Source organism: Rothia sp. LK2492 (genome assembly GCF_040946345.1).
GTDB lineage: Bacteria > Actinomycetota > Actinomycetes > Actinomycetales > Micrococcaceae > Rothia > Rothia endophytica.
Window position 1 is genome coordinate 139,988 of record NZ_JAYWLX010000005.1, and the last position, 15,532, is coordinate 155,519.

Annotated in this window: 16 protein-coding genes; 9 read left to right on the top strand and 7 right to left on the bottom strand. The window is 54.8% G+C overall.

The features are described from left to right. Positions 1–13: 13 nt before the first annotated feature. On the bottom strand, positions 14–601 hold the full coding sequence (locus VVR27_RS07640; RefSeq protein WP_368547805.1) for a biotin transporter BioY: 588 nt from the start codon (positions 599–601) through the stop codon (positions 14–16). 196 nt (positions 602–797) lie between these two features. On the opposite strand from VVR27_RS07640, the gene VVR27_RS07645 reads away from it, so the two are divergent. Continuing rightward, on the top strand, positions 798–2,396 hold the full coding sequence (locus VVR27_RS07645; protein WP_368547806.1) for an ABC-F family ATP-binding cassette domain-containing protein: 1,599 nt from the start codon (positions 798–800) through the stop codon (positions 2,394–2,396). A 549-nt stretch (positions 2,397–2,945) separates the two neighbouring features. Here the strand turns inward: VVR27_RS07645 and VVR27_RS07650 are convergent. Then, positions 2,946–3,674, bottom strand: a complete 729-nt coding sequence (locus VVR27_RS07650; protein ID WP_368547807.1) for a metal-dependent hydrolase — start codon at positions 3,672–3,674, stop codon at positions 2,946–2,948. A 329-nt stretch (positions 3,675–4,003) separates the two neighbouring features. Here VVR27_RS07650 and VVR27_RS07655 point away from each other — a divergent pair, with 329 nt between their 5' ends. Together VVR27_RS07655 and VVR27_RS07660 are read left to right on the top strand one after the other, a co-directional pair. Further along, positions 4,004–5,245: a nucleobase:cation symporter-2 family protein gene (locus VVR27_RS07655; RefSeq protein ID WP_368547808.1), complete on the top strand. Its 1,242-nt coding sequence runs from the start codon at positions 4,004–4,006 to the stop codon at positions 5,243–5,245. Next, positions 5,242–5,829, top strand: coding sequence for a xanthine phosphoribosyltransferase (locus VVR27_RS07660; protein ID WP_368547809.1), 588 nt, complete (start codon positions 5,242–5,244; stop codon positions 5,827–5,829). Before VVR27_RS07655 ends, VVR27_RS07660 begins: the two co-directional genes overlap by 4 nt. Before the next feature lie 101 nt (positions 5,830–5,930). On the opposite strand, the gene VVR27_RS07665 is transcribed toward VVR27_RS07660, so the two are convergent. From VVR27_RS07665 to VVR27_RS07675, 3 genes are all read right to left on the bottom strand, one after another. Further along, positions 5,931–6,854, bottom strand: a complete 924-nt coding sequence (locus VVR27_RS07665; protein ID WP_368547810.1) for an SURF1 family protein — start codon at positions 6,852–6,854, stop codon at positions 5,931–5,933. A 130-nt stretch (positions 6,855–6,984) separates the two neighbouring features. Continuing rightward, the gene (locus tag VVR27_RS07670) at positions 6,985–7,245 is read right to left on the bottom strand and encodes an acetone carboxylase (protein ID WP_346872958.1); all 261 of its coding nucleotides are present in this window, start codon (positions 7,243–7,245) and stop codon (positions 6,985–6,987) included. 32 nt (positions 7,246–7,277) lie between these two features. Further along, positions 7,278–7,781 (bottom strand): DUF3099 domain-containing protein, encoded by a 504-nt coding sequence (locus VVR27_RS07675; protein WP_368547811.1) that lies wholly within the window; start codon positions 7,779–7,781, stop codon positions 7,278–7,280. A 194-nt stretch (positions 7,782–7,975) separates the two neighbouring features. On the opposite strand from VVR27_RS07675, the gene VVR27_RS07680 reads away from it, so the two are divergent. Further along, positions 7,976–8,686, top strand: coding sequence for a beta-ketoacyl-ACP reductase (locus tag VVR27_RS07680; protein ID WP_368547812.1), 711 nt, complete (start codon positions 7,976–7,978; stop codon positions 8,684–8,686). Positions 8,687–8,721: 35 nt separating this feature from the next. Continuing rightward, the gene (locus tag VVR27_RS07685; protein ID WP_368547813.1) at positions 8,722–9,462 is read left to right on the top strand and encodes an SDR family oxidoreductase; all 741 of its coding nucleotides are present in this window, start codon (positions 8,722–8,724) and stop codon (positions 9,460–9,462) included. Positions 9,463–9,549: 87 nt separating this feature from the next. Here VVR27_RS07685 and serB read toward each other — a convergent pair whose 3' ends face one another. Next, the gene (gene serB, locus VVR27_RS07690; RefSeq protein ID WP_368547814.1) at positions 9,550–10,485 is read right to left on the bottom strand and encodes a phosphoserine phosphatase SerB; all 936 of its coding nucleotides are present in this window, start codon (positions 10,483–10,485) and stop codon (positions 9,550–9,552) included. A gap of 119 nt (positions 10,486–10,604) precedes the next feature. Here serB and VVR27_RS07695 point away from each other — a divergent pair, with 119 nt between their 5' ends. From VVR27_RS07695 to VVR27_RS07710, 4 genes are all read left to right on the top strand, one after another. Beyond that, positions 10,605–11,390: an ABC transporter ATP-binding protein gene (locus VVR27_RS07695; protein ID WP_368547815.1), complete on the top strand. Its 786-nt coding sequence runs from the start codon at positions 10,605–10,607 to the stop codon at positions 11,388–11,390. A 73-nt stretch (positions 11,391–11,463) separates the two neighbouring features. Further along, positions 11,464–12,339: a TrmH family RNA methyltransferase gene (locus tag VVR27_RS07700; protein ID WP_368547816.1), complete on the top strand. Its 876-nt coding sequence runs from the start codon at positions 11,464–11,466 to the stop codon at positions 12,337–12,339. 168 nt (positions 12,340–12,507) lie between these two features. After that, positions 12,508–12,765, top strand: coding sequence for a type B 50S ribosomal protein L31 (locus tag VVR27_RS07705; RefSeq protein ID WP_237202714.1), 258 nt, complete (start codon positions 12,508–12,510; stop codon positions 12,763–12,765). A gap of 162 nt (positions 12,766–12,927) precedes the next feature. Then, on the top strand, positions 12,928–14,151 hold the full coding sequence (locus VVR27_RS07710; protein ID WP_368547817.1) for an LCP family protein: 1,224 nt from the start codon (positions 12,928–12,930) through the stop codon (positions 14,149–14,151). A 117-nt stretch (positions 14,152–14,268) separates the two neighbouring features. Here the strand turns inward: VVR27_RS07710 and VVR27_RS07715 are convergent, their stop codons facing one another. Then, a complete protein-coding gene (locus VVR27_RS07715; RefSeq protein ID WP_368547818.1) occupies positions 14,269–15,432 on the bottom strand; it encodes a hypothetical protein in 1,164 nt (387 codons plus the stop codon). Between the last annotated feature and the right edge of the window lie 100 nt (positions 15,433–15,532).

The following is a 15,532-nucleotide window of genomic DNA, read 5'->3' on the forward strand; positions in this document are numbered from 1 at the left end:
CACGTGGGTTGACCTAACGGGAGAGAGCTGGGAAAGCGCGGTGTACTGCTAGAGCGACCACAATGGCAAGGGCGCATTTAATGAGATCGCCGGGAATGTAGACGGCGGCCGCTAGAGCTGCTGCTTGGAACGAGAGATCTGCGTTAATCATCATGCCCGCGATACCGAAAATCTGGATGACAGCGAAACCTGCCAGGACTGCTCCTAGCTGGTGGATGAATTGAGACTTCCTGTTACCGTACAGGCGCAGAGCCAGATGGGAGAGATAGCCTGCAATGAAGGCACCTGGGATGAAGCCCAGCAGGTAGCCGAATGAGGGGCTGGCAATGGTGCCAAAGCCAGCGCCGCCGCGCGCAAAGATGGGCAGACCTAGTAGGCCCGCTACGAGGTAGAGGGTCGCGGCGAAAGCTGCACGTTTACCGCCCAGGATGAGGGTGGTGGTGTAAATGGCCAGGGTTTGCAAGGTGATGGGAACAGCGGCAGGGCCTACTGGCACGGCGGGCAGAAGGGCGCAGACCGCTATGAAGGCGGCAAAGACTGCGATCAGGGCTAGGTCGCGTCCGAGATTCGTGGTATCAGTGCGGTGGTGGGTTGATGTCATGGGAACTACTATAAACCTTTTTTTGAACAGTGTTCAAAGCGTCAGGGTATGTTGGTGTTATTCGACCCGTGGTCTGTAGCTGGTGGGTGTGAGTAACCACGCCGGTGCTGGGCGCTGACGCACTAGCCTTGACCCCCTAGAATGGAAAGTTGGCGCACAGCCCGATGCGCGCATTACCCCTAACCAAAGGATGACCTTGCTCACCGTTACTAATCTAGAACTTCGTGCTGGCGCCCGCCTGCTGATGGAAGACGTCAACTTCCGTATTGATAAGGGTGACAAGGTGGGCCTGGTGGGGCGTAACGGTGCGGGTAAAACAACCATGACAAAGGTTCTGGCTGGTCTAACCCTGCCGGCTGACGGTTCGGTGACTCGCGGTGGCACTATCGGCTATCTGCCCCAGGACCCTAAAGTCGATGACATGAGCCAGCTGGCCAAGGACCGCATTTTCTCTGCTCGCGGGCTTGACGGTGTAGCGCGGAAGATGCGCGAGACACAGGAAATGATGGCTAGTGAAGACCCGGCTACTCGCGACAAGGGGATGCGCCGCTATGACCGCCTAGAAGCTGAATTCATCAGCGGTGGCGGCTATGCCGCGGAGTCAGAAGCTGCAACCATTACCGCCAACCTTGACCTGCCTGAGCGCGTGCTCAACCAGCCTCTCTCAACGCTATCTGGCGGCCAGCGTCGCCGTGTTGAGCTAGCCCGCATTCTCTTTGCCAATGCAGATACCATGTTGCTGGATGAACCGACCAACCACCTGGACGCTGATTCGGTGGTCTGGTTGCGAGACTTCCTCAAAAACTACTCGGGTGGCATTCTGGTGATTAGCCACGACGTGGAACTGATGGAACTGGTGGTGAACAAGGTCTTTTACCTGGACGCTAACCGCTGCGTCATCGATATTTACAATATGGGTTGGAAAACCTATCTCTTGCAGCGCGAGCAGGACGAAGCCCGCCGCAAGCGTGAGCGCGCCAATGCCCAGAAAAAGGCCTCAGCACTCATGGAGCAGGCTAATAAGATGCGCGCTAAGGCGACCAAGGCTGTTGCTGCCCAGCAGATGATTAAACGAGCAGAGAAGATGATGCGCGGCCTTGAGGACGAGCGTCAGGTGGACAAGGTTGCCGCTATCCGTTTCCCTGACCCCGCACCCTGTGGCAAAACCCCCCTGTCGGCTGAAGGGCTGTCTAAGTCCTACGGTTCACTAGAAATCTTTACCGATGTCGACCTGGCTATTGACCGCGGTTCGCGTGTGGTGGTGCTCGGTTTCAACGGTGCCGGTAAAACCACATTATTGCGCATGCTCGCCAAAACCACTCAGCCTGATACGGGGGAGGTTGTTTACGGCCACGGGGCCAAGGTAGGTTACTTCGCTCAGGAACACGAGATTCTGGATGGCAACCGCACCGTCTATGAAAATATGAAGACTGCTGCTCCAGATCTTGATGACACCAAGGTTCGCACTGTTCTGGGCTCCTTCTTGTTCTCCGGAGATGACGTTGATAAGCCCGCCGGTGTGCTCTCCGGTGGAGAAAAGACCCGCCTGTCACTAGCAACCCTGGTGGCCTCATCCGCTAATGTTCTCTTGTTAGATGAGCCGACGAACAACCTTGACCCAGCCTCCCGCGAGGAAATCCTTAACGCACTGAAGAACTACCAGGGTGCCATTGTGATGGTGAGCCACGATGAAGGTGCTGTAGAAGCTCTGAACCCTGAGCGCGTGCTGCTTTTGCCAGATGCGGTCGAGGATCTGTGGAGCAAGGAATACCAGGACCTCATCTCCCTAGCTTAAGCCGATAAGCTACCTAGCCTATAGCGGTGAAGGCAGAGGCTCGCATACCCCGTGTATGCGGGCCTCTTTAAATCTAACCTTGGTCCGTACCAAAATTCTTGTATGTCCGTTTCTTACCGACGCTCTTTGTTTGCCCCGTCACGTTAAAGAATAATTAATATTGCGTTCTGTGGGTTTCGCTTCTCCAAACAAAGGTCACAGTTTGATAACAAAAGAAAAGGGGTGGAACCCCTTGGACACCGTGCGTAGAGTTATAACCAGCAGATGAGCCAATGGTTCAGTTGCCAATCAAGAAGACCGTGACAAACAGGTCGTCACGGTTTAAATAGGTCAACATCGTTGTTGGCCGCTACTTGAAAGGGATGATTCAATGCTGGAATCACACGATGTACGTTACCCCGAAATCGCTGAAGACGGAGTAGAGGTCGACGTTTTCTGGACCGAGGGGTAAGAACCCTGCCTCTCATCTTCAACGATTTCTATAAAGGTGAACCCCGCACAGATGCGGGGTTCGCCTTCTTTTTTAAGCTCCGATTCTTGACCCTGGGCCTACATGCTCAGGAGGGCTCTCGCACCTTCCAGGGGATATGTGCTGAGAATTCCCAGCTCTGCCAGGGCATAGCCTCCAATATATAGCGTCAAGATGCTGGTCAGAAGATTTTCTCGGCCGCTGCCTGCTTCGCCCAGCAGGGGTAGAGCCATATAGCCACTTTTTCGCCAGAGCATGCTAGCAACAGCAGGTTTTACCGTTAGTGGCCAAAAAGGGTTGATTCCCCGCACTGTGAGAGCGTCCCCTAGGACGTGCGCGGTGGCACCTGCCAAGATTGCCCAGGGCATGTAGGCTAGAGCATCCAGGTGGAGTGTAGCTACCGAGAGGCTAATGGCACCTAGCCAGCCGCCCGGTGCTTTGAATACTCTCAGTGCCAGACCGCCTGCTAATCCAGTGAGAGCTAGGGCCAGTAATGGAATACCCTGATAAAGAAGTTGATTAGCGCCATAGGCTAGATACCAGAAAACGGCCAGTCCAAGGAGAGAATGGGTGCCTTTACGGTGCCCACCTGATATGGATGAGACTAACCGGGCTACCCACTGGCTAACGGGTGGGATGGAGTGGGCGATGGTGCCACTGTGGTGGTCAATATCAGGCAGCATACCGGCACCGGCTGCTACCAGGGTGGTGACGATGAGGGCGGGTGTGTCTTGAATGTGAATGAGCCCGCTTTCATTCAGTGCTAGCCAGATGGCGGCAGCGCTAACGGAGTGGGAGTAGCCCATCATGGCGATCTGGCCCTTCTACAGCGGTTGAAAGCACAACCTTAACATATTATCGAATATATGTTCTAAAACTGACGGTGAGCAGATCATCTACATCCAAAACCCCAACGAAAACAGCCCCCTGTTCGCCCAGAGCGAGACTAATGAGAGTAATATATAACAGTGCTTTGCCGCCCAGCACACCCAAGGGCGGCCTTTTCTATTAACTTCATATCGAAAGTCAACCGTTGAACCAACATACCCAAGGGTTAGAATCTTCGACCCCTGCTGAAACTTCAACCGAAATGCTCTACCAACTCGAGGACCTCCCACCCATGGGTGTCTCCGTTTAGTTGGCTTTACAGCACATCCTTGCAGCTTTTGCTGGCATTATTGCAGTGCCCCTGGTTGTTTGTACTGCGCTCGGCTTCTCCGTTCCCCAAACCTCCCTAGTGGTCTCAGCCTCCATCTTCGTAGCGGGTATCGCCACCTTCATCCAGTCCAAGGGTATTGGCCCCGTGGGCGCGCGCGTGCCGGGTATGATGGGAACTGACTTTACCTTTGTGAACCCCACCATCGCTGTGGGCTCCCAGTTTGGTATGGCAGGTATCGTCGCTGCAACTCTCAGTGCCTCCCTCGTGGAAATCGTCCTTTCCCGCTTCATTAAACCGCTGATGCGCTTCTTCCCGCCGCTAATTACCGGTACTGTCGTTGCGCTCATCGGTATCACCCTCCTGCCGGTTTCCATGGACTGGGCCGCTGGGGGAGTTGGCTCCGAGAACTACGGTTCCCTCCAGAACCTCAGCATTGCCTTTGGCGTGATGGCACTGACCCTTACCATTGCTCACTTTGGGCGCGGTATCCTGCGTGCTGCCGCCGTCTTTATCGGCATGGTGGTCGGCTACCTGGTGTGCATCCCTCTTGGTCTGGTTAACCTCTCAGCTGTGGGTGATGCGCCCTGGTTCGCTCTGCCCAATATTTTTGCCTACGGCTTTCACTTTAACTGGGCTTCAACCCTGGCTTTTGTGCCCGCCTACATCGTGTCCACCATCGGTACTGTGGGTATCATGATGGCTATCGGCCAGGCTTCCGGTACCACCATGAGCAGTAAGCGCGTTTCAGGGGGTGTACTGGCGGACGGCGTGGGCTCGGCAATCGCTGGTGTCTTTGGTGCTGGCCCTAACACAGCCTTTTCGCAAAATGTAGGCCTGGTGACCCTGACTAAGGTGGCCTCCCGCCGAGTCATGATTATTGCGGGTCTGATTCTGGTGGCTCTGGGCATCTTCCCCAAACTCTCAGCACTGATTGCTGTGATGCCTCAGCCCGTGCTCGGTGGTGCTGGCGTCATCATGTTTGGCCTGGTGGCAGCTCAGGGTATCAAGACCCTCGCAACCATCAACCTGGGCGACCGTGAACTGCTGATTGTCTCCGTTGCATTTGCGCTGGGTATTGGTGTGACCGTCCGCCCTGATATGCTGGCCAATCTGCCCTCAGCTCTGCAGATGATCCTCTCATCCGGTATCTCAACCGGAACACTGGTAGCGCTGCTGCTCAACATCGTCCTGGTGAATCGAAAGACAAAGGAAACCCGATGAAACTGCTTGAAGACCGCATCCGCAACGACGGATATATCCTGCCCGGTAACATCCTCAAAGTGGATCAATTCGTCAATCACCAGGTGGATCCCCAACTGATGATGGAGATGGGCAAAGACTTTGCCGACCACTTCAAGGACGCTGGCATTACCCGCGTCCTCACCCTTGAAGTTTCCGGTATTTCTATGGCGATGACTGCCGCCCTGCACCTGGGTGTGCCCATGGTTTTTGCCAAGAAAATCTCTTCTAAAACCCTCTCCACCGACACCTACCACTCCAAGGTTTTCTCCTACACTAAGAAAATCGAATACGATATTCGCGTCGACAAGCGCTTTATTACTCCTGAAGATCGCATCCTCATCATTGATGACTTCCTCGCTAACGGGCAAGCTCTTCACGGTCTGACCGACCTGCGCGAACAGGGCGGGGCGACCGTAGTAGGCTTCGGTATCGTCATCGAAAAAGTCTTTCAGGGTGGCGGTAAAGAATTCCGCGACCGCGGCTACGACGTGTACTCACTGGCCATGATTGATCACTTCGTCGATGACGGTGTAATCTTCAGCCACGAGCTAGAGCAGGCTTAGGTTCAAAAAGACTTCGTGTAAAAGAGCCCCCGCACCTTCTGAGATGCGGGGGCTCTTTTATGCTGTCAACGCTGGGGCTGACTGGCTAGGAGTTAAGCGGCCTAGAGGTAGCCGTCGATGATGGCGTCCTCTGCCTCTTCATCGGTCATTTTGTTGCTCTTACGCGCCGGGCGTGGGCGCACGATAGATTTCATATGTGCTGGCATATCGTCCACAAACTCCATGCGCCTGCGCACTATTTCTTCGTCTTCATCACCGATGTACCGACCCTCAGCGTCGTAAAACTGCGCGTAATAGGCTTCAAGCTCGGCAGCTACCTGGGCGTCCAGCTCATCGTTGCGCACCTTTTGGCGAGCCGACCAGAAATAGGCGATGAAGAACATGACCGCAAAGCAGTACCACTGCACCGAGTACGAAAGGTTGGGTCCGTAATCTTCTTCGGGCTTATCTTGGATGACAGGTGTTGGTACCTCCGGGTCCTCAGAGCCCATAATTCCGTAGTTGACGGTGTCCAGGTCGGTGCCGGTGATTTCAGCGATTTCTGGTAGATCGATAGAAGAGACCTGGCCGGTGATTCCGCTGAGACCATTATCGATTTCGCCTTCCACCAGACGCACGATGACGGTTACCTGCCCGGCTGGGGGCGCAGGAACGTCATGTGCGGTAGAGGAGGCGTCTCCGAAGGCGGCCTCCATCCAACCGCGGTTCACCAGCACCGTCTTTCCCTGGTCAGTAACAAAGGGAACAAGCACTTCGTAGCCGTTTAGACCGTTGTAGGGGCGATTGCGCACTAGTAGTTGGTGCTCGGGCAGGTAGGTGCCGTGAAGTTCAACCGGGTGCCAGCGTAAATCGGGGTGAGGTTGAGCAAAGAGATCGGGGTTCTCGGCGAAATTCAGCGGATCAGCATAGTAGTTGGTGCTGATGCGGGAGTTAGAGAAGTCCAGTTCGTGCTTACGGCTCATCTGCCAGTTAGCGAGGTAGAGGCAAAGGAGCGCAGCAAGAATGGTGAGCGCAAAAAGGCTCATCCATTTACCGGAGAGTAAAAACCCGTATTTTTTCACAAAACCTCACTTGCCAACCTGAGCTACAAACTCCATCAACTGTACCCTTTGCACGAAAACCGTGCAGGCTGAGCAGGGACGCCTGGGTTAGGTTCTATGAATCAGCTGGCCCTAGGGGCTCGGTGGACTTCCAAAAACCGCGCGCATGCAGGAAGTCCTGCAGATAGCCAGTATGCTCGGGGCAAGCCAGCCAGACCTTGCGCCGCTCAGGACTATGTATTTTGGGGTTGTTCCATAGAAGCCGGTAACCCGCCTCAGCGGTGCACCCTTTTCGGGAACACTTGAGGAAATCGCCGCTGTCGGTCTCATGTGACTGCTGGGGTTGCCCTCCAGCAAGAGAACCTAGAAGATCCATAACTTTTACCGCTGACTTTCTCCTGTGTCTGTTTACTGAGCTTGTTGGTCTGCGCCTGGTTCTACAATTTCACCCTCAATGATGATCACATCATTTTCAGGCACAGAGCTTTGGTGGTTCACCGTATGAACCTCTGAGTCATCTTCACTACCCGCGTTTGTATGACCGGCTTGCCCCTCAGCGTCTGCCGCTCGATCGGCCTGGGCCGTCTCGATAGCAAGACGCTGATCCTCCGGCAGAAAAGCAGAAAAACCCGAACCCTGCTGCCGGGTGTCCCCATTAGCCGCTACTACGGCCAACCAAGGGATAATCGCAGCACCAGCAAGGAAAACCCACTGCCATATACCTTCACCCACCCACACGGCGGCGATGATACAGATAATACGCAGAAACATTTTGAAGGCATAGCTCTTAGCGCGGACATCGACTCCCTCTGACTGAGGTGCCGAAGCGTCAGTAATGGAATAAACCTCATCACGCCCACCGGTATAACCGGCAGCCGTTAAGTCATCAGCCGTCCAGTGCTTCTGAGCCACAACCCCACCCCTTGCACAGCCCTTTTTATCTAACAACACCAGTCTAGACCCACCTGCCACTCCATCCCTAGCCAACCACCAATCTAAACAGACCGGTGCAAATAACACGCGCCCCTTGGCCCAATGACACACACCCATGTCAGGCGGCGTAAGATAGACCCAGAAACCCCACCCCATCACGTGAAGGTGAACCCATGACAGAAACCCAGACCGTCCTCGTCACCGGCGGCAACCGCGGCATCGGCAAAGCCATTGCCACCGAATTCAAGAACGCCGGCTACAACGTAGCCATCACCTACCGCTCCGGCAACGCCCCCGAAGACTTCCTCGCCGTCAAAGCTGACGTCACCAACACCGCCTCCATCGACGCCGCTTTTAAAGAAGTAGAAGCAGAATTCGGCCCCATTGGTGTTGTTATCGCCAACGCCGGCATTACCAAAGACACCCTACTCATGCGCATGAGCGAAGACGACTTCACCAGCGTCATCGACACCAACCTCACCGGAGCCTTCCGCGTCGCCCAGCGCGCCACCAAGGGCATGCTCAAAAATAAGCGCGGCCGCATCATCTTCATCTCCTCCGTCTCAGGCCTCTACGGCAACCCCGGCCAGGTCAACTACTCAGCTTCCAAGGCTGGTCTCGTCGGTATGGCACGCTCCATCACCCGCGAACTGGGCTCACGCAACATCACCGCCAACGTCATCGCACCCGGCTTCATCAAAACCGACATGACCGACGCCCTCGCCGATGACCTCAAAAAGCAGTACACCGACGCCATCCCCGCCCGCCGCTTTGCAGAACCCAAAGAAATCGCAGACGTTGCCCTCTTCCTCGCCGGTGACGGCGCAGGCTACATCAGCGGCGCCGTGATTCCCGTCGACGGCGGCCTAGGTATGGGCCACTAACCACCCAGCACCCAACCCACAAGCAAGGACCAAACATGACACTGACCAATAAAACCATCATCATCACCGGCTCCTCCCGCGGAGTCGGCGCCGAAACAGCTGCCCTGCTTGCCGGTGAAGGCGCTAACGTGGTCGTTAACTACCGATCCAAAGCGCCCCGCGCCAACAAGGTTGTAACAGGCATTGAAGAAGCCGGCGGCAAGGCCATTGCAGTAGGCGCTGACGTCACCCAAGCAGAGGATGCTCAGGCCCTCGTCGATACCGCCATCGAAAACTTCGGTGGACTCGACTACCTCATCCTCAACGCATCCGGCGGCATGGAATCCGGCATGCCCGAAGACTATGCCATGACCCTCAACCGCGACTCCCAACTGCGCCTAGCCCGCCTAGCCGCAGAAAAGATGAACCCCGGCGGTCGCATCGTCTTCGTCACCAGCCACCAGGCACACTTCATCCGCGAAGTGCCCACCATGGCCGAATACACCCCCGTCGCAGAATCCAAGCGCGCCGGCGAAGACGCCCTACTAGCAGAGGTCCCTGCGCTCGCAGAGAAAGACATCTCCCTGGTAGTAGTGTCCGCTGACATGATCGAAGGCACTGTGACCGCTGCTCTGCTCAACCGCCTGCACCCCGGTGCTATTGAGGCCCGCCGCGAAGAAGCTGGCAAGCTCTACACCGTTGCCGAGTTCGCAGCCGAGGTAGCCAAGATGGTCACCGCTGATGTAGAAACCGGCCACGTCGAACTCGTAGGCGGCGCTGGCGGCTTCATCAAGTAGCCCCACCCAACCACCGAGCTGAATACAAAAGGACGCCGTCCCTTACGGGGCGGCGTCCTTTAGTGAATGTACCAATAAGGAATCTAACTAGAGCCCCGCAAAGTGTCGGACAGCGTCCAAACGCATCAGGTTCAGCTGGGCATCAGCAACCTCAGCGAGGGCCGGTTTAGCATTGAAAGCAATACCCAGCTCCGCTTCATTCAGCATCAAAATGTCATTCGCACCATCACCCACAGCGATAACCTGCTGCTTCTTCACATCAAACTCCTTAGCCCACTCCTTCAAAGAATCCCGCTTAATCTCAGCAGTCACGACCTCCCCAGTAACCCCGCCCGTCAGACGCCCATCTGCGACCTCCAGAAGGTTAGCGCGAGCCTTAGACAGATTCAGCTTGCCAGCGATAGGGGAGAGCACCTGCACAAAACCACCCGAAACCACACACACCTCGTGACCTGCCTTCAAGAAAACCTCCACCAACTTCTGGGCACCAGCTGAAAAACGCACCGAAGAAGCAACACCGGTCAGCGCAGACTCATCCAAACCCTCAAGGGTAGCAACGCGCTCGCGGAGGGAGGTTTCAAAATCCAGTTCACCAGCCATCGCACGTGCTGTCACGTCAGCCACCTGCTCACCAGAGCCAGCCACCAGGGCAAGCTCATCAATAACCTCAGCCTGTATGAGGGTTGAATCGACATCCATGATGAGCAACTTTTTCTCATCCTCAGCCAGGTGAGCGGGAACGATGTTGACATCAAAACCCAAAGTATCTGCAGGGTTCAGTAGCCCTACCGACCCGCGGGCATCCTCCAATGTGCCCTGAGAATACTCAGCAGCAGCAGAATACACTCGGTAAGCGGGGCCATGAACCTCACCCTCCACGGAGGATTCTGGGACCTCCATTAGCAGACCAGCTGAAATCTCCAAACCGGGAACAGCGCTCAGAGTCTCAAAAATCTGCTCCTCACTAGCCAGCACAGGAGCATCAACACGGGAAATTGCAACGATATTAAAAGAAGTAGACATACCCCCATATTACTGTGCAGCACCCCACCACCCAGCACACTGACCAATTCCACCACGCTAAAAAACCATCATCGACACTAACTACCCACCCCAGAACAAAAAAGACTAAAATAGCCAACATGGCATCAGTACTAAAACTCAACCGGGTCACCGTCAGCAGAGGGAACAAAAATATTCTCGACACCATTAACTGGACCGTCCAAGACGGTCAACGTTGGGTGGTACTAGGCCCCAACGGTGCAGGAAAAACCACCCTGCTCTCCATCGCAGCCGCCCGCCTGCACCCGACCGCTGGCGAGGTCGATATCTTGGATGAAATCCTCGGAGCCGTCGACGTCTTCGAACTACGCCCCCGTATCGGCATCTCATCGGCCCCCGTCGCTGCTCAAATTCCTACCAAAGAAACCGTGCTCAACGTGGTCATCACTGCAGCCTACGGTGTTGCGGGGCGCTGGAACGAAGAATACGATTCTTTCGACGATCACCAGGCTAGGGCTCTCCTTGACGATTGGGGTATTGGCCACCTGGCTAATCGTACTTTCGGCTCCCTCTCAGAAGGCGAAAAGAAACGAGCCCTGATCGCCCGAGCCCTCATGACCGACCCCGAAATGCTCATCCTCGATGAACCTGGTGCGGGCATGGATATCGCAGGACGCGAAGACCTAGTTGGCCGCCTGACCAACCTTGCCGTGGACCCAGCGGCTCCCGCGACGATCCTAGTCACCCACCACCTCGAAGAAATCCCCGCTGGCTTTACTCACGCTCTTCTTCTACGCGACGGCAAAGTAGTGGCAGCTGGCCCTATCGAAGAGACCATCACTACTGAAAATGTCTCCGCCACCTATGGGCTAGACCTCGACCTCACCACCCACAGCAACGGCAGATTCAGCGCCTTCGCCCGTTAATTTCACCCCACTACTTCCAGTAGCCCCGGTATCAACCACCGGGGCCTACTCATACCCAGTGCCGAAAGCCTTCATGAAACCCAAACAGCTCAGCGCCCAAGACCTGGCAGACCGTAGTGCCCGCGTCCAAGCCCTTCCCAACACTCAGCCCCTCACCAGCGCGCCGCAGCACCAAAGTAGATATTTTAACGACCTTACAGACGTTAAACTCCGTGCCCAGCAGGAACCCCAGTGGGGCATCTACATAGCAGAATCCTCAAAAGTCATCCGCCGTTCGCTGGCAGCAGGTCACCAACCGATCGCCTTTATGATGAGCGAAAAATGGGCGGACGACCTGCACGACGTTCTCGCTCACTATCCCAACACCCCGGTTTATATCGGCACTGACCAAGAACTTGAAAACATCACTGGATACGCCCTGCACCGCGGAGCACTGGCCGCGATAGCACGCCCTGAACCTGCAGATCTTCAAGAGCTCGTCAAGGATGCCCGCCGCATCGCCATTCTTGAAGATATCGTTGACCACACCAATGTCGGTGCCATCATCAGGTCAGCCGCTGCTCTTAACGTAGACCTCATTCTGGTGACGCCCAGGTGCGCTGATCCTCTTTACCGCCGTTCCATCCGTGTGTCCATGGGAACGGTCTTTCAGGTCCCCTGGGCGCGTCTTGAGAACTGGCCAGCTGATCTGGATATCCTTCACCGCGCCGGCTTTACCACGGCTGCCCTAGCCTTAGAAGCTGACTCTTTAACCCTCTCGGAACTTTCGGCTAGAAAAGACGAGAAACTAGCTCTGATTCTAGGCACTGAGGGGCATGGGCTTTCACCAAAAACACTTGCAGCTACCCAATACACTGTCATGATTCCCATGAGCCACGGCGTCGACTCCCTGAACGTTGCTGCAGCCAGTGCCGTAGCTTTCTGGGAAACCCGCCCAACTGCGTCCTGAGCCTGACCCAGTTGGAAAGTGACCAAGCACCGTCTCACGACCGCTTACAAGCTCTCACAGCCGTGGTAAAGTTGATCCTCGGTTGTTAAACCGCAACCACCGGTAGGCACCAGCCCCGGTAGCTACAAAAAATGCACTGGCAAAATCCAGGGCAGGAAAAGGTAAGAAATGCAGAAGGATATCCACCCGGATTACAACTACGTTCTGTTCCGCGACCTCGCATCAGGCGAAAGCTTCCTCACCAAGTCAACCATGACTTCACAGAAGACCGAGAAGTGGGAAGACGGCAACGAATACCCCCTCGTTGAAGTTGAAATCTCATCAGCTTCACACCCCTTCTACACCGGTAAGCAGCGCATCATGGACGCCGCCGGCCGCGTTGAGCGCTTCAATGCTCGCTTCGCTAACTTCGGCAAGAAGGCATAAGTTTTCTTCAGCAGTTCAGGCTGAACATCACACCCCGCAACGCGATTTTTTGTCGCTGGCGGGGTGTTTTTGTATCTAAAAACAGTAGAATTAGGTTCAATTCAAAGCGCACCAGCCCCGCTATAGGTGCGTTTATTTCGCTTGCATACCCCAGGAGGTGCCGTGTCTGTTAGTGCGGTCGAAGTAAAACCTAAGAAAAAACGCAATAAAATTCTGCTCGTTCTGCTTATTTTGCTTCTTGCGCTACTGCTAGCATTAGGCGTTTACATTTTCACAGTGGTTAGGGCCGTCAATGGTACCGAGAAGTTTGAGGGTGAAGCTCTCTCACCTTCAATTGCAGCCAACGGAGAAACCATTCCGGGTACTTCTTTAGAGGGTGTTGATCTTGAAGAATTCCGATCAGCCCTATCAATTAGTGACGATGCTGCCCTGCGTGATCTCGTTGAGAGCGGAGCTGACACGGAAATTACTAATGCTGACGGCTCAGATTTGGCAGATACCAATGCCAGCGAAGGAGATGCCAACGGTAACGGTATTCCCGATGCACTTGAAGGTGGCGTAGCAACCAGCCAACCCGTAGAGACCGGCTCTACTGACATCGTGCTCCTTGGATCTGATCAGCGTTCCGGTGCTGAAGCTGCACAGGTCTCAGGTGCACGCGCAGATACCATCATGGTTTTGCACATTCCTGAGGACGGCTCTGCTGCCTATCTCATCTCCATCATGCGAGATACCTGGGTCAACATCCCCGGCTATGGTTCAGCAAAGGTTAATGCCGGCCTAAACTACGGTGGGGTCTCACTGCAGGTAGCCACTCTTGAGCAGCTACTAGGAATCAAGATGGACCACGTAGCTGAGATTGATTTCCAAGGATTTAAAGCCTTGGTAGATACTCTCGGTGGCGTGACCGTCGATGTTCCGCTAGCTTTTACCGCATCAACACCAGGTTACAGTTTTACTCAGGGCCCCAATAAGATGACCGGTGGCGAGGCCCTGGTCTTTGTTCGCGAACGCTATAACTTCTCGGACGGTGACTACCAGCGAGTGCGTAACCAGCGTGCCTTCCTACGCGGAGTCTATAACCAGATGCGCTCCGAGGGTGCACTGTCCTCGGCATCCAAGCTCTTACCGGTCATTGAATCCATTTCTCCCTACATGACAGTAGATTCAGGTTTATCTGCCGGTCAGATTGTGGGCATTGCTCAACCTGTTCTCAGCAACGGTAACACCCAGTTAGTTTCAATGACCCTGCCTAATGCTGGCACCGGTTGGTCTGCTGACGGTCAGTCGATCGTGGTACTCGATAGTCAAGCTACCGGCGCTCTATCGAACGCACTGCGCACCAACACGATGGGTAGCTACATCTCAAGCTACGGTGCTGACTAAGCCCGTGAGCTTCTAGCGATTCAACAGTATAGCTGCTAAAAAACTGTGGCGGTCCTCCCCCCAGGGGAGGACCGCCACAGCTTTATTCGTTGGGATAAGGGTGATATCTAGGCCAATCTAGTGTTCAAGGGGGTCTTCAGAAACTGCCTCTTCATCATAGGAGTTCTCCCTACCAAAGAAGAGAGCAAGGAAAGCAACTGAGGCGCCCAAAACTACTCCAAGGATCCCGAGCATGGGTTTGTAGAAAATGAGGACCAGACCAATTACCAACACAATGCCGCCTACCACGCCCAAGAGCACAGCAATGCGCTGTAAACCTAGCGGGGCACCTGGAGCAGTGGAATCCTGATCCTGGGAATCCTGAACATTATCGGTTTCAGAGGCAGGCCGTGAGCCAATGAAGCCTCTCTTCTTCTTAGTTGTGCTCGCTCTGTGAAGTTCACCGTCGGTTGCCACATAGGCATCTGGAACATCATAGGTATCCGCCAAAGGCAGGAGCTCTGGGACGTTGTTTGGCAGGTGCTCAAACCACTCGTCACTGATTTCACTGGGGCGCACAGCCTGAACAGTCAGCGAAAGTTCAAAGGCATTACCGCGAATCGTACCCCAAGCGCTGGTTAGCTTATCGTGATCGTAGGCATAACGAATGACAGGGGCGAGTTGCTCAGAGATTTGGGTTGAAAGGCGTCCTACCATTTTGCGGTCATGGAAAACTTCAACGCACTCTGTTAGCCGACCATCGCTGTGTTTGATGGGATTGTTCTCTAGGGAGAGGATCAAACGACCCTCGCCTGAGCCAGGCAGAATGCCGTGCAGGTATTCTGAGTGGTTTTTCTCGTCCAGTACTTTGATGGAGGAGCCCTGGGGCAAAAGAGCTGCCTGAGTTGGTGCTTGATTAAGCGGGAAGAGGGAACCTGGTGCGCTCAGAGATAGGGTACCGGCACTTTCAATAAAGCTATCCCCACTCAGCCTGCGTAGCACAGCGGTCAGTTGCAGGTGAGCTACAGCTTCATAACCCGATGCCACCACACGGGTAATGGGGGCCCAGTAGCTGTCAGCGTCTTTTTCAGAGAAACGGCCTACCTTGAGGTCATCTACATATACAGCAATGGTGTGAGGCTGATAGGGGTTATCCGGTTCAGGCACTAGACGGGCTTCACCGTTCCAAACACGTTCACGATCAATCTGGAGTTCTTCAAATACCTGAAGAATTTCGGCATCATAGAAATCATCAGTAATGATGTGCACGGTGCCGCGATCGCCTAGTACGTAGTCGGTCAAAGTCCGCTCCTTAGCTGCAAGTTTTTACTGTATCTAGCTTCTCACGGTTTGCCGGTTTTGGCGGGTAAGTGCCCCACCAAAACCGGCGTCAATAGCAGTT

What these genes read in the sequence shown, in the direction of transcription:
- VVR27_RS07665 (WP_368547810.1), bottom strand. Translation starts at nt 6,854, where the DNA reads ATGAGCCTTTTTGCGCTCACCATTCTTGCTGCGCTCCTTTGCCTCTAC.
- VVR27_RS07685 (WP_368547813.1), top strand. Translation starts at nt 8,722, where the DNA reads ATGACACTGACCAATAAAACCATCATCATCACCGGCTCCTCCCGCGGA.
- VVR27_RS07640 (WP_368547805.1), bottom strand. Translation starts at nt 601, where the DNA reads ATGACATCAACCCACCACCGCACTGATACCACGAATCTCGGACGCGAC.
- serB (WP_368547814.1), bottom strand. Translation starts at nt 10,485, where the DNA reads ATGTCTACTTCTTTTAATATCGTTGCAATTTCCCGTGTTGATGCTCCT.
- VVR27_RS07705 (WP_237202714.1), top strand. Translation starts at nt 12,508, where the DNA reads ATGCAGAAGGATATCCACCCGGATTACAACTACGTTCTGTTCCGCGAC.
- VVR27_RS07650 (WP_368547807.1), bottom strand. Translation starts at nt 3,674, where the DNA reads ATGATGGGCTACTCCCACTCCGTTAGCGCTGCCGCCATCTGGCTAGCA.
- VVR27_RS07660 (WP_368547809.1), top strand. Translation starts at nt 5,242, where the DNA reads ATGAAACTGCTTGAAGACCGCATCCGCAACGACGGATATATCCTGCCC.
- VVR27_RS07695 (WP_368547815.1), top strand. Translation starts at nt 10,605, where the DNA reads ATGGCATCAGTACTAAAACTCAACCGGGTCACCGTCAGCAGAGGGAAC.
- VVR27_RS07680 (WP_368547812.1), top strand. Translation starts at nt 7,976, where the DNA reads ATGACAGAAACCCAGACCGTCCTCGTCACCGGCGGCAACCGCGGCATC.
- VVR27_RS07700 (WP_368547816.1), top strand. Translation starts at nt 11,464, where the DNA reads ATGAAACCCAAACAGCTCAGCGCCCAAGACCTGGCAGACCGTAGTGCC.
- VVR27_RS07670 (WP_346872958.1), bottom strand. Translation starts at nt 7,245, where the DNA reads ATGGATCTTCTAGGTTCTCTTGCTGGAGGGCAACCCCAGCAGTCACAT.